At 55.5% G+C, this 12,651-nt stretch carries 14 protein-coding genes; 12 read left to right on the plus strand and 2 right to left on the minus strand.

All coding sequences use genetic code 11. The features are described from left to right. Window positions 1-464: 464 nt before the first annotated feature. The 4 genes from ATW55_RS14840 to ATW55_RS14855 all read left to right on the plus strand — a co-directional run bounded on the left by ATW55_RS14840 (window position 465) and on the right by ATW55_RS14855 (window position 2,023). Window positions 465-1,034 carry a manganese catalase family protein gene (locus ATW55_RS14840; RefSeq protein ID WP_067560585.1) on the plus strand — a complete coding sequence of 190 codons (570 nt, stop codon included), beginning with the start codon at window positions 465-467 and terminating at the stop codon, window positions 1,032-1,034. A 63-nt stretch (window positions 1,035-1,097) separates the two neighbouring features. Continuing rightward, window positions 1,098-1,313, plus strand: a complete 216-nt coding sequence (locus tag ATW55_RS14845) for a spore coat associated protein CotJA (protein WP_067719852.1) — start codon at window positions 1,098-1,100, stop codon at window positions 1,311-1,313. Window positions 1,314-1,316: 3 nt separating this feature from the next. Continuing rightward, the gene (locus ATW55_RS14850) at window positions 1,317-1,580 is read left to right on the plus strand and encodes a spore coat protein CotJB (protein ID WP_067719855.1); all 264 of its coding nucleotides are present in this window, start codon (window positions 1,317-1,319) and stop codon (window positions 1,578-1,580) included. Between the two features lie 77 nt (window positions 1,581-1,657). Further along, window positions 1,658-2,023, plus strand: a complete 366-nt coding sequence (locus tag ATW55_RS14855) for a VOC family protein (protein WP_067719858.1) — start codon at window positions 1,658-1,660, stop codon at window positions 2,021-2,023. A gap of 83 nt (window positions 2,024-2,106) precedes the next feature. Here the strand turns inward: ATW55_RS14855 and ATW55_RS14860 are convergent, their stop codons facing one another. Further along, window positions 2,107-3,645: an FAD-dependent oxidoreductase gene (locus ATW55_RS14860; RefSeq protein WP_067719861.1), complete on the minus strand. Its 1,539-nt coding sequence runs from the start codon at window positions 3,643-3,645 to the stop codon at window positions 2,107-2,109. Between the two features lie 205 nt (window positions 3,646-3,850). Here ATW55_RS14860 and ATW55_RS14865 point away from each other — a divergent pair, with 205 nt between their 5' ends. The 3 genes from ATW55_RS14865 to ATW55_RS14875 all read left to right on the plus strand — a co-directional run bounded on the left by ATW55_RS14865 (window position 3,851) and on the right by ATW55_RS14875 (window position 6,149). Then, window positions 3,851-4,183: a PadR family transcriptional regulator gene (locus tag ATW55_RS14865; RefSeq protein ID WP_153005187.1), complete on the plus strand. Its 333-nt coding sequence runs from the start codon at window positions 3,851-3,853 to the stop codon at window positions 4,181-4,183. Further along, a complete protein-coding gene (locus ATW55_RS14870; protein ID WP_067719867.1) occupies window positions 4,180-5,055 on the plus strand; it encodes a permease prefix domain 1-containing protein in 876 nt (291 codons plus the stop codon). Before ATW55_RS14865 ends, ATW55_RS14870 begins: the two co-directional genes overlap by 4 nt. Before the next feature lie 104 nt (window positions 5,056-5,159). Further along, window positions 5,160-6,149, plus strand: coding sequence for a Rieske 2Fe-2S domain-containing protein (locus ATW55_RS14875; RefSeq protein ID WP_235587162.1), 990 nt, complete (start codon window positions 5,160-5,162; stop codon window positions 6,147-6,149). On the opposite strand, the gene ATW55_RS14880 is transcribed toward ATW55_RS14875, so the two are convergent. Further along, complete coding sequence (locus ATW55_RS14880; protein WP_067720325.1) at window positions 6,142-6,675, minus strand: cysteine hydrolase family protein; 534 nt, start codon at window positions 6,673-6,675, stop codon at window positions 6,142-6,144. The genes ATW55_RS14875 and ATW55_RS14880 overlap by 8 nt on opposite strands. Window positions 6,676-6,847: 172 nt before the next feature. Between ATW55_RS14880 and ATW55_RS14885 the strand changes: the two genes are divergently transcribed. The 5 genes from ATW55_RS14885 to ATW55_RS14905 all read left to right on the plus strand — a co-directional run bounded on the left by ATW55_RS14885 (window position 6,848) and on the right by ATW55_RS14905 (window position 12,617). Next, entirely contained in the window at window positions 6,848-7,315 is a 468-nt protein-coding gene (locus ATW55_RS14885) for a carboxymuconolactone decarboxylase family protein (protein ID WP_067719870.1), read from the plus strand. 56 nt (window positions 7,316-7,371) lie between these two features. After that, a complete protein-coding gene (locus ATW55_RS14890) occupies window positions 7,372-8,568 on the plus strand; it encodes a helix-turn-helix domain-containing protein (protein WP_067719872.1) in 1,197 nt (398 codons plus the stop codon). Window positions 8,569-8,681: 113 nt separating this feature from the next. Continuing rightward, window positions 8,682-10,355 (plus strand): urocanate hydratase, encoded by a 1,674-nt coding sequence (hutU, locus tag ATW55_RS14895; protein WP_067719875.1) that lies wholly within the window; start codon window positions 8,682-8,684, stop codon window positions 10,353-10,355. A 70-nt stretch (window positions 10,356-10,425) separates the two neighbouring features. Then, window positions 10,426-11,658 carry an imidazolonepropionase gene (hutI, locus tag ATW55_RS14900; RefSeq protein WP_235587168.1) on the plus strand — a complete coding sequence of 411 codons (1,233 nt, stop codon included), beginning with the start codon at window positions 10,426-10,428 and terminating at the stop codon, window positions 11,656-11,658. After that, complete coding sequence (locus ATW55_RS14905) at window positions 11,655-12,617, plus strand: agmatinase family protein (protein ID WP_067719878.1); 963 nt, start codon at window positions 11,655-11,657, stop codon at window positions 12,615-12,617. The genes hutI and ATW55_RS14905 overlap by 4 nt, the downstream gene beginning before the upstream one ends. The last annotated feature ends 34 nt before the right edge of the window (window positions 12,618-12,651 follow it).

Consider the following 12,651-nt stretch of genomic DNA (forward strand, 5'->3'; position numbering starts at 1 on the left):
TTGTAATTGCCAAGCTCCTTCGGTTGTTCCTCCAGAGCCTTGCGCAATCCGATGATACTTAGGGCTTGATGCAGTCACAGTTATTAGCAGCTAAACGGATGTCTTCTTTCTTTAAAGCACGTTGGATCATTTTCACTTGCTCACCCCCTCGCGCCATTTTAACCACAAAATTATTGTAGCATTCTACAAGGTTTGCTGTAAACGGATATATCAGAAATTTTTGTATTTAAGTGCGTATAGACTACACTTTGTGAGTCGTTTCATTCATGGATCACTTCTGTGGCAGCAACTCACATGGCCGTCTTCGAATGCCCGCTCCGCTCTCATCATTTGGCGCTGCTGAGGACTTTTAAAGGCGTACACCCATATTCTGTATAATATAGCCATATTATTGACGCTGAATAGGTACAATCCCTCGTCGCATACCCATCCCTACAGGCACGTGCGACGGAGGTGACTGAAACGTGTGGGTGTATGAAAAAAAGTTGCAGTATCCGGTGCGCGTCAGCAAGTGCGACCCGCAAATGGCTAAGTTGCTGATCGAGCAGTACGGCGGCGCCGACGGGGAACTCGCCGCAGCGCTCCGCTACCTGAATCAGCGGTACACGCTTCCCGACAGGGTCATCGGCCTCTTGACCGACATCGGCACCGAAGAGTTTGCCCACCTAGAGATGATTGCGACGATGGTTTACAAGTTGACGAAAGATGTGACGCCGATGCAGCTCAGAGAGGCGGGGCTTGGCGGTCATTTTGCGGATCACGGTTATGATCTGTATCCGCACAATGCGGCGGGCACGCCTTTCATGGCGCCCTATTTTGCGGCGAAGGGAGATCCAATCACCGATTTGTATGAAGACATCGCGGCAGAAGAGAAGGCGCGCGCGACCTATCAGTGGCTGATTGAGATGACGGATGATGTGGACCTGCAAGACAGTCTGAAATTTTTGCGCCAGCGCGAGGTGATCCACGCGATACGTTTTCGCGAGGCGGTGGAAATTCTCAAGGAGTACAACGATACACAGCGCGTGTTTTGACGTTTTTTGAGTGGGTTTTGATCATCGATTTGCCACACTGACTGAGAAAGGCGCGTGTCCATTATGGATCAGACGCAGTGGAGACTCTATGAAGCGTATCGAAGTCCGTACGACCCGTGTCCGCCGCTTGAGCCGAAGCGCTTCATCGTTCCGCCGAATCAGTACATCGTTTTTCAACCCGAAAATCTGCCGCAGTGCACACCGATGCAGGCACTTCAATTAGGAACACTGTGGCCCGCGCTCTACAGTCCGTATGATCACGGCGATTGGAGGGGATAGACGATGGCACAATTTATCTCCGAATCGTATTATCAGGATTTGCATGAGCTCCAGGCGATCGACTTTGTCCTCGTCGAACTCACGCTGTATCTTGACACGCACCCTTCGGACGCGAACGCATTGGCGCAGTTTGAGCTGTTTCAACGCGGTAAAAAAAATCTCGTCGCGCAGTTTGAACATCGCCACGGGCCACTGTATCACTACGGCGAGAGCAAGGGGGGAGCGGGCTTTTTGTGGGCGAAAGGACCGTGGCCGTGGCAGGTCTAATCTTCGTATCGAGTGACGCAGCCCCTCGTGTGATGTAAACTGGATCCATCATCTTATGGAGCGCGGAGGTCACTCGAATGGAATCTCTCGTCCTTGGTATCGATCATGTCCAGCTTGCGGCTCCTGCAGGGTGTGAAGCGCAGGCGCGGTATTTTTTTGGCGATCTTCTAGGTTTAGTAGAAATAGAAAAACCGGAGAAGTTAAGGGCGCGCGGTGGTGTCTGGTTTCTTTGCGGCGCACAACAACTCCATATCGGCGTCGAGACAGAATTTGCCCCAGCCAAAAAGGCGCACCCGGCGTTTCGCGTGAAGGATCTTGATAAAGTGCGAAAAGCGCTCTCGGATCACGGATTTGAAACGATCGAAGATCCGCTTCCTGGGGTGCGCCGTTGCCACGCGTTCGACCCGTTCGGAAATCGCCTTAAGTTTGTTGAAGGGAAGTAAGATTTCCTATCGTCGCTCGTTTGTGGCGGCTACGCAACGGACTGTGCGGATTTTACTTATCAATGTTGAGATAAACCTATGCCTCAAGGGTAGCTCAGGGTTTCGAGCGGTTTTTGTGCAGGCCCTTCGACCACGTCACCGTCCACAGAGAATCGAGAGCCGTGGCAAGGGCAGTCCCACGTGCGATCGCCGTGATTCCATGAGACCTCGCAACCGAGATGGGTGCATGTCGTATCGACGAGATGGACATCCCCGTTCTCGTCGCGAAAGGCGCCTGCGCGCCTTCCCTCATAGGTGACCACATCCCCTTCGCCGTTTGCCAAATCATCGATTTGCCGAAGCGGCAACTCAAACTTGCCTTTGATGAGATGGGCGGTCACGTTGGCGTTTTGCGCGAGAAATCGCTTCAGGCTCGGATCGACGTACATGCGCGAGGGCATGTAAAGATCGCGGTATGGATTGTCACGCCTCATCACGATGTCCCTCAAGAGAAGCGCTGCCGCCGTCCCCGTGGTCATTCCCCATTTGCGATACCCGGTCGCCACCAGCACATTTGGGTTGCCTGATGTGATCTCACCGATGTACGCAACCTTATCCAGTGTCACGAGGTCTTGCGCCGACCAGCGATAAAGCACGTCGCGAAGGCCGAGAACGCTTTGTCCGAAGGATGCGAGTTCTTCATAGTAGGTGAGGGTGTCTTTCCCTTGTCCCGTGATGTGATTGCCGCCGCCAATGAGCACGGCGTCTTCACGCCCGATCCTTACAGAGCGCAGGGAGTGATAGGGCGCATCGATGTTTACATACATGTCGCCAGGATAGTGTTTTTCTGTTTTTCCCGCGATGACATACGATCGCTCTGCGTGCATCCGCGCAAAGTAAAAACCCAATCCATCGTAGAAAGGAAAGTGAGAGCAGGCGAGGACATGGTTTGTCGTTACGCGGTGCCCCTCGCGTGTGACCACGGTTGTCCGTTTTCCCTCCTCGACATCCACGGCGACGGTTTGCTCAAAAATCTGGCCCCCCATTTGCACGATCTCGCGGGTGAGGTGCGCGAGATACTCCAGTGGATGAAACTGTGCCTGACCCTTCATGCAAAGCGCGCGCGAAACGGAAATGTCAAATGGAAGCGTATCGGTGAGAAACCCTTCGATTCCAAGTTTTTGATACGCGTCGTACTCTCGCTCCAGTTTTCTTGCGGCGTTCTCGGTCGTCGCATAGACATAGGCGTCTTCACTTTCGAATTGGCAATCGATGTTTTGTTCGCGAATGATGTTCTCGATATAACGCCGTGCGCCGGTTGTCGCCTCATCGTAGAGTTTGGCCTTTTCCCGCCCCATATGGTGGATCAACTCATCATAGATCAGATCGTGCTGCGCGCTGATTTTCGCCGTGGTGTGCCCCGTCGTGCCGTTTAGCAGGCGATCCGCCTCGAGCAGCGCGACGCGCAAGCCTTCTTTGCACAGGAGGTAGGCAGCGGTGATGCCCGTGATTCCACCGCCGACGACGGCAATGTCGATGGTGATGTCGCGATCAAGCGATGGAAAGGTTGGCAGTGCGACGGAGTCCCGCCAGTATGATTGGGACGTTTGTGGAAGCGTTGTAGCGCCTGTATTTTTGGTCACGCGGCATCCTCCGGAAGGTTTTGGATTGATCTTCCATCGTTTTCCCTGTGCGCGCTGTATTTATGCGTTGGCTGCTTAATCCGATCAATACGGTTTTTTTGTTTTTCTTTATACAAAGAAATGAGATGCTTGCATTATATATCCGCAAACAATATACTGTACATATCGATATATAATGCAAATCGATTTTGGAGGATTAATCATCTTGGAAGGTCAAATGGTAAAGGGTTTTATTGATGGAATTTTGCTCTCGATTCTATCTGAAAGAGAGTCGTATGGCTACGATATGATGAAGACGGTTCAGGAACGTACTGATAGGCAGTTGGAAATCAAGGAAGGGACATTGTATCCTGCCTTGCGCCGTTTAGAAGCGGAAGGTTTTATTGTGGGAAAATGGGCTACACACGAACAGGGCGCTCGACGGCGATATTATCATATTACACAGAATGGAAAAAACGAATTACAACGGATGAAAGCATCGTGGAGCAAGAATTACCGCATTATTAACACCTTCTTGAAGGAGGATTATTCCTTGTGAAAATTGATGAATATCTTGAGCGAGTTTTTTATTGGAGTTTCTTCAGCAAACGCGAGCGGCAGGATCGAGCGGATGAGTTGAGGGCACATCTAGAAGAAACAGTAGGAGATTTCATGTCGCGAGGTTTCAACCAAACAGATGCGGTGGAGACAGCCATCCAACAGTGTGGAAATCCTTCAAAACTTCGCAGACAATTGACGGCGAGTGCGTTCGGCATTTCCAGTGTGTGGATTACGCGAATTGCGAGTCTCTTTGCTTTGCTATTCTTTATTTTTGTAATTCTTACGCCGAGCGTACCAGTGTTCTCTCCTTCGCTTATGCTCTGTCTTGCAATATTGGCAATCATGTTTAGCACTACGAGAAAACGTAAAGATCGATGGGCATTATTTATTGGTCTGGCACCTTTTTGTATTGCGTATCTCCAATCCCATGATCGATCCATTTTTGCGCTTGCGGAACCGTCAACATTTATCAATCAACCATCCATTTTAGAAAATATTTTTTTGCCGAGTTGGTTTTTGTATACCTCACCTTACTTCAGAGTTGTTTACGAAAGTTTCTTTGGTTTGATCACACTTTATGGATTTGGTTTGGTCTTATTTGGCTGGACAAAAAATGTGTGGAGCAGCGCCGTACCCTTGATTTACTCTATTGCGATCAGCGTGTGGCCTGTGGTGCGAGATACAGTGAAATTTTTACTGTGGCGAACTTTCCATGATCTACTATTCAAGAATCCCCCACCACTCGAATCTCCAAATAATATCATTCTTCTAAGCGTGGCATCCAGATTGCTTGTCCTCTTGTTTGTCGTGCTAACTGCGCGTTGGTTTTCGGTTCGCTTCCATCGAAACGCAATGGCACAAGCTGATTGATCTCAGCATTTTGTGGTTGCCCTGGGTGCTTGCCGCGGGAGTTTACCGTGCATGCGCCATACGCTAAAGAAAGGATTTGGCTGAGATCGTGCGGGGTGAGCGGTGTGATTCGAGGCGCGTGGTACGCTGTGATGCAGCGAAAAAACCTTATGACAAAACCGATAAAAGTGACGGTTCACGGGCAGGAATACGTTCTCTACCGGGATGAGAAGGGGATGGTCTGCGCCGGGGATGCCTACTGTCCGCATCGCGGGTGCGACCTGTCGCTGGGGACGGTGGAAGGCTCCGAACTCATCTGCCCTTTTCACGGCTGGCGCTTTGACCGCGCCGGACGCTGCACGCGCGTGCCCGCGAATCGAAGCATCGGAGATGTGCCAAAAAATGCGGCGCGCGCGACTTGTGAAGCGTGCGAGAAAGCGGAATGGGTGTGGCTTTACACGGCGCCAAAACGTGAAGGTGCGAACGCCTTAATGGAGCCCGACTTGTTTCCGGAATTGTGTTCGGACAACTGGACGCGCACGCCGTTTCAGGCGACGTGGCATGCGCATTTTGTGCGGGTCGTGGAAAGCGTTCTCGATGTCTCCCACCTGCCGTTTGTCCACCCGCAGACGACAGGCGCAGATGTGAATAAAGAGGTGGACGGCCCTGCGTTTGCGGTGACACGAGACCGCATTCTCATTCACCCCAAACCATTTGCTTCTGTTCATCCGATGGAACCTGCGGAAGCCGTTGAAACAGAAGATGAGCGCACAGAAATCGAATTGCGCGCGCCAAACCTCTGGATCATCCGCACCCCGATGGGGGATGGAAATGCGATGTGCACGTTCCTCACGTTTACGCCGCGCGACGCGCAAACGACCGAGATCTTTGGGGCGGTCGCGCGCAATTTTGACAGGGATTCGCCACTCCTTGATGAGTTTCATCTAAGTCACACACGTTTTGTGATGGAGCAAGATCAGGCGATCATCGAGAGCATCCGCCCCGTGGCGCCGCCTTTTGATCTGCACCGTGAGGCGCACGTCCGCTCAGACGGTCCCACCATCCGCTATCGCGCCATGATGCGCACATGGCTCGAAGAAGAGTCGCTTAGGTAAGCGTCGCGATCCACTCGTCGACGCACAAGACGTCCGCCTGTCGCGGAAACACCTTTTCCACGAGGACACGATGCACCTCAGGGTCGGCGTCGAGGCACGCGTCAGAGAGTACGATCAGCCCGAAGTCCATATCTGCCGCCTCTCGCACGGTGGAGAGGACGACGCCGCTCGTGGCGATCCCGCACAGGACAAGCGTGTCAATCCGGCGTGCGCGCAAGATCACATCGAGATCACTTCCGGCAAACGCGCTCACGCGTCGTTTTGTGACGATCGGTTCATCCTGGCGCGGCGCGACCGCCTCGTGGATCTGTGTGGACGCATCCTCCTGGGTCATTCCGCCGCGGTCCGCAATCGCCGCGAACGACTTGTTGCGCGCACTCACCTCTGGATAGCCTTCGCGAAACGCTACGCGCACGTAGATGACAGGCATCTTTGCCTGCCGCGCGGCTGCGACCGCTTTTTTAAACGGGGCCAACACTTCGTCACTCTGCGCAAAACGCGAAACGATCCCGTTTTGCAGGTCCATCACGAGCAGCGCACGGCGCTGATTCTCCACAATTCATTCCCCCTGATCGATGGTACAGTGTCATTATGGTTGTGTCATAATAGGATGATACTTCGCGAAACGGCGCTGAGCGCCCTTTTCGCGTGACGGTTGCGCTGTCTATCATATCAAATTTGCACGGGGGGTCTTTGCCATGGAACCACGCATGAATTACGCACAGGTTGATCCGGACGTCAGAAACGCCATGATGCATCTGGAACGTTATGTCCGCCAGAGCGGGCTTGATCCCAAGATGCTCGAACTGGTCAAAATTCGCGCATCTCAAATCAATGGCTGCGCATTTTGCATCGACATGCACACGATCGATGCGCGCGCGGCGGGAGAGACCGAGCAGCGCCTCTATCTGCTAAACGCCTGGCGCGAATCGCCGTTTTACTCAGACGCCGAGCGGGCGGCGCTGGAACTGACGGAAACGCTCACGCAGATCTCGACGCATCACGTGTCAGACGAACTCTTTGCGCGCGTGCGTGAACACTTTAGCGAGAAACAGTATATTCAGCTCGTCATGGCGATCAACACGATCAACAGCTGGAATCGCCTGTCCATCGCGACAGGCACCCTGCCGGGAACATACCAGCCGCCGCAGAAAAAGGGGGATTGAAGGCAAACGCTTTCGCCGCGAAAAGGACGATCAGCAGAGGGTGAAGGAACGTGGAAATGCGTCACGCAGAGATTGCGTTTGCGCACGGGTTGATCTCAGGAACCTATGTACACGAAGGGGACTTTGCAAAGCTGCAAGAAGCGTGTGGCATCGCACTTTGCCCAAACGGCATTTTCATTGTGTCCATTGACCGCTACCCACAGCGAGTCAACGAGTATCCGCCTTCGTGGCCTAAAGAGGTCGGTCACGCGCTGCGCGAGACGGTTGCTAACACCATGGCGCGCGAAGGCGTGCCAACCACCTGCATCTGGACAGAAGAAGGCGTGCTCGTGGTGCTTTTTCAGATGGATCACGCGTGCGGATCGCAGCTCCTTCATACCGAGGCACGCGTGACACAGACTGCAAAGCTACTTCAGCATGCGCTTGCAGCGCGTGATCTCGCTGTGTCCATCGGCATCAGCGCGCTCTGCGCGGAGCCACTTCAATTGCGTCGCGCGTATCAAGAAGCGCAGCGCGCGATGAGCGGGCGATTCTTTCAGGGCAATCAGCAGCTTTACCGCGCGTGCGACGTACAGGATGTTGGCGTTGTGCCAAATCCATTGCGCGCGGAAGAAAAGCTCGAATTGATCGCGCGCGTAAAGCTTGGGGATGTGCGCGGCGTCAGCGTCTTGGTGCCGATGATCCTTTTGCGACTGGCGGAGGATTGCCAGAGGAAGGTTGAGGGCTTCAAATCGGAAGTCATTGATCTGCTGATGCAGATGTCGCGAGAGGTCGTTAACGCGGGGATCAGCGCGGCGGAAATCCTCTCAAAGAATGCCCGGTTTGTCCACGACCTCTATCAGACCATTCGCTACGACACGTTTGTCGGCCATGTCCTGGCGTATGCGCAGTGGCTTACGTCACGTGTTGACACTTCGCGAATGTCGGCGTGTTCGCCAGTGATTCGCGATGCGCTTCAGTATATCCATCACCACCACCAGGACCCCTTGACCCTTGATCAGATTGCAAAGGTGGCGTGTCTTAGCAAGTATCATCTCAGCCATCGCTTCAAGCAGGAGGTAGGCCTTAGCGTGATGGACTACGTTCGCCGCATTCGACTTGAAAAAGCCGCTTTTTATCTCACCTCCTCGACCCTCTCCCTGCAACAGATCGCAACGCTTGCGGGATTTTCTGACGCAAACTATTTTGGCAGGATGTTCAAAAAGGAATACGGCTGCACGCCCAAAGCATACAGGGCCGCGCACACGGTCTGAGACGTGAACGACCGCAAGATTGTGCTAGGAAAGAACAATCCGCGACCGTTTTTGTGTAAGCGTTTCCGCGTACGATGGGATTATACGCTTTCAGGGCAAAGGGGACGAAAGACATGAGTGAAGGATTGACGTCGGCTGCGCGCGTCATTCGGGCGCCGCGCGGAACAGAGATCAGCGCAAAAGGCTGGCAGCAAGAGGCGGCCTTGCGGATGCTGATGAACAACCTTGATCCAGAGGTGGCGGAGCGCCCCGAGGATCTTGTCGTGTACGGCGGGATCGGAAAAGCTGCGCGAAACTGGGCGAGCTTTGACAAGATTGTGGAGTGCCTGCGCGATCTTGAGGCGGATGAAACCCTCTTGATCCAATCGGGGAAACCGGTTGGCGTCTTTCGGACGCACCGCCACGCGCCGCGCGTGCTGCTTTCGAATTCCGTGTTGGTGCCGGCATTCGCGAACTGGGAGACGTTTCACGAATTGGATCAAAAGGGACTCATCATGTTCGGGCAGATGACCGCGGGAAGTTGGATCTACATTGGCAGTCAAGGCATCCTTCAGGGCACCTACGAGACGTTCGCAGAGGCGGCGCGCCAGCACAGCGGGGGCACGCTTAGAGGGACGCTTACGCTGAGCGCCGGACTTGGCGGCATGGGCGGCGCGCAGCCGCTTGCCGTGACGATGAATGAAGGAGTGTTCATCGGGGTTGAGATCGACCCGTCGCGCATCAAGCGCCGTGTAAAAACGCGCTACTGTGACGTGCTTGTGCGCGATCTGGATGAGGCGCTTTCGCGCGCGCGCGCCGCACAGGAGAAGGGGGAGCCGCTCTCAATTGGGCTTGTCGGCAACGCGGCTGAAGTCCTCCCGGAGATGGTTCGCCGCGGTGTTGTGCCGAACTTTGTGACGGATCAGACGTCGGCGCACGATCCGCTCAACGGGTACATCCCTGCCGGATACACGCTTGACGAGGCGGCCGAACTTCGCAAAAGCGACCCAAAGGCGTATGTGGCGCTCGCGAAAAAGGCGATGGCGACACATGTGCAGGCGATGCTTGATTTTAAGAGGATGGGTGCGGTCGTCTTTGACTATGGCAACAACATTAGGCAGGTGGCGTTTGACGAAGGTGTGCAGGACGCATTTTCTTTTCCAGGCTTTGTTCCCGCGTACATTCGGCCGCTCTTTTGTGAAGGAAAGGGTCCGTTTCGCTGGGCAGCGCTTTCTGGCGACCCGCGCGACATCGAAAAAACGGATGAATTGGTGCTGGAGCTCTTTCCTGAGAATGAGGCGCTGCACCGCTGGATCAAGCTCGCCCGTGAAAAAGTGGCGTTTCAGGGACTGCCTGCGCGAATCTGCTGGCTTGGCTATGGCGAGCGGATGAAGTTTGGTCTCGCGATCAACGAGATGGTGCGCAGCGGTGAACTGCTGGCCCCGATCGTGATTGGCCGCGATCATCTGGACTGCGGATCGGTCGCCTCGCCCAATCGCGAAACGGAGGCGATGAAGGACGGCAGCGACGCGGTGGCCGACTGGGCCGTCTTGAACGCGCTTGTGAACACGGCTTCCGGCGCGAGTTGGGTTTCGTTTCATCACGGTGGGGGTGTCGGGATGGGTTATTCGCTGCACGCCGGTATGGTGGTCGTGGCAGACGGGACAAAAGAGGCAGACGAGCGGCTGTCGCGTGTGTTGACGACAGACCCTGGCATGGGGATCATCCGGCACGCGGACGCAGGATACGAGAAGGCGATCGACGTCGCCCGGGAGCGCGGGGTGCGCGTTCCGATGCTTGGGATCTGAGACGGGAGGGATGAACGTGGCACAAGGCGCCGTGGACCTTTTGGTGCACAATGTCGGGACGCTGATCACGATGCGCGGAGCGCCAGGTCCGCGCTCAGGTGCGGGCATGGCAGAGATCGGCGCGGTCGCAGGCGGTGCCGTGGCGATCGCTGATGGCTTGATCCTCGCGGCAGGGCGTGAGGAGGATGTGCGCGATCAGATCGCAGGCCGCGCGATTTTGCAGGAGCTAGACGCGCAGGGGCGGCTTTTGACGCCGGGGCTTATCGATCCGCACACACACCTCGTGCACGGCGGATCGCGGGAGCATGAGCTCGCGCTAAAGTTACGGGGTGTATCCTACTTAGAGATTCTGGCACAGGGCGGAGGAATTCTCAGCACGGTGGAAATGACGCGTGCGGCAACAGAGGATGAACTCTACGCAAAGGCAAAAAAGAGCCTTGACACAATGCTGCTTCATGGCGCGACAACGGTCGAGGCAAAAAGCGGGTATGGCCTCACACTCGAGGATGAATTGAAGCAACTGCGCGTCGCAAAGCGTTTGCAAGAGACGCATGCGGTCGACGTGGTGTCCACCTTTATGGGCGCACATGCGGTGCCTAAGGAATACAAGGGGTGTGCGGATGCGTATGTGGAACTGGTGACCGGTGTGATGCTGCCTGAAGTAAAACGGCTTGGCCTTGCAGAGTTTTGCGACGTGTTTTGCGAGCACGGCGTGTTCACGGTGGATCAGTCACGTGCGATCCTGCGCGCGGCGCGTGCGCTTGGCTTTGGCCTGAAAATCCACGCAGACGAGATTGAATCACTTTGCGGTGCGGAACTGGCGGCGGAGCTTGGTTGCATCTCTGCGGAGCATCTGTTGGCGGCGACTGACGAAGGGCTAAACGCGATGGCGCAGGCGGGTGTCGTCGCCGTCTGCCTCCCGGCCACCTCGTTTAACCTGTGCGCGAGTCGGCACGCGCGGGCGCGTGCGATGATCGAGATGGGCGTGCCGGTTGCGCTTGCGACCGACGATAACCCGGGGAGTTCGCCGACGGAGTCGCTGCAGCTCGTGATGACCCTGGCGTGTCTGCATCTGCGGATGACGCCGGAAGAGGTGATCACGGCGCTCACGATCAACGCGGCGCACGCGATTGGGCGGGCGGATCGCGTCGGCAGCCTGGAAGTTGGCAAGCAGGCGGATCTTGTTCTTTATGACGCGCAAAATCTCGCCTATCTTCCCTATCACTTCGGGATCAATCACGTTGACACTGTGGTGAAAAAGGGGAGAATCGTCGTCACAGATGGAAAGGTTGTGTCATCTTGATCAAGCGTGTGGAACCTGCTTTCTCCCGCTTTCGCGATCGCCTCGACCCGAAGGTCGCGGATTGGGTGCTTCCATATGACGGTGCGAGCCTGTTTGACATCGCGCTGCTTGGCGCACCGCTTAGCAAGACGTCGATCAGCCACTCGGCGGCGTTCCGGCTTCCTGACGCGATTCGCGCGCTGTTTCAAAGCTACAGCCCGTACAGTGTCCATCACCACATGGATCTGGGCGAGCGGTTGCGCGTCGCAGATCTCGGAAATGTGCAGATGCATCTTACGGATCTCGCGCTGTGCCAGCAGTGGATCGAAGATGCGGTTTGCTCTTATGGTCAGACGCATGCACAGCCGCTCGTGCTGTTTGGTGGGGACCACTCGATTACGGGCGCGGCGCTGCTCGGACTGACGCGCGCCACCAAGCGGACGTATGGGGTCATTCACTTTGACGCGCACCATGACGTGCGGAATCTGGAGGACGGCGGTCGTTCCAACGGCACACCGTTTCGGACACTTCTTGACTCAGGTGCGGTGGCGGGAAAAAATGTGGTGCAAATCGGCATCCGCGACTATGTGAACGCAAAGGCGTACCACACGTATGTCATACAGGAAGGCGTGTCGGTGGTGACGGCGCGGCAGGTGTTTCGCCAGGGACTCACGCAGGTGCTCGAAGGCGCGTATGATCGAGTGAGTCGCGACACTGATGCGGTCTATGTAAGCTTTGACATGGATGTGCTCGATCAGAGTTTTGTGCCAGGCGTTCCGGCACCGGGTCCTGGCGGCCTTGCGGTTTGGGACGCGCTTGAGGCGCTGGAGTGGCTTGGGGCAAAGCAAAACGTGCGAGTCATGGACATCGTCTGCGCCGATCCTGCACAGGATCTGCGCGATTTGACGGTGCGCGTTGCGGCGAATCTCGTCCTCTCGTTTCTGGCGGGAAAAGCGCTGGCAAAAGGCGCGTCTGATTGACATTGAAACGCGTGTGAATTAGGGTTACGTGGTG

Source organism: Ferroacidibacillus organovorans (assembly GCF_001516615.1).
Taxonomy (GTDB): domain Bacteria; phylum Bacillota; class Bacilli; order Alicyclobacillales; family SLC66; genus Ferroacidibacillus; species Ferroacidibacillus ferrooxidans_B.

Excerpts from the sequence above, each read along its gene's own strand:
- ATW55_RS14890 (WP_067719872.1), top strand. The coding sequence starts at position 7,372 with ATGCGTCACGCAGAGATTGCGTTTGCGCACGGGTTGATCTCAGGAACC.
- ATW55_RS14885 (WP_067719870.1), top strand. The coding sequence starts at position 6,848 with ATGGAACCACGCATGAATTACGCACAGGTTGATCCGGACGTCAGAAAC.
- hutI (WP_235587168.1), top strand. The coding sequence starts at position 10,426 with ATGCGCGGAGCGCCAGGTCCGCGCTCAGGTGCGGGCATGGCAGAGATC.
- ATW55_RS14880 (WP_067720325.1), bottom strand. The coding sequence starts at position 6,675 with ATGGACCTGCAAAACGGGATCGTTTCGCGTTTTGCGCAGAGTGACGAA.
- ATW55_RS14850 (WP_067719855.1), top strand. The coding sequence starts at position 1,317 with ATGGCACAATTTATCTCCGAATCGTATTATCAGGATTTGCATGAGCTC.
- hutU (WP_067719875.1), top strand. The coding sequence starts at position 8,682 with ATGAGTGAAGGATTGACGTCGGCTGCGCGCGTCATTCGGGCGCCGCGC.
- ATW55_RS14855 (WP_067719858.1), top strand. The coding sequence starts at position 1,658 with ATGGAATCTCTCGTCCTTGGTATCGATCATGTCCAGCTTGCGGCTCCT.
- ATW55_RS14845 (WP_067719852.1), top strand. The coding sequence starts at position 1,098 with ATGGATCAGACGCAGTGGAGACTCTATGAAGCGTATCGAAGTCCGTAC.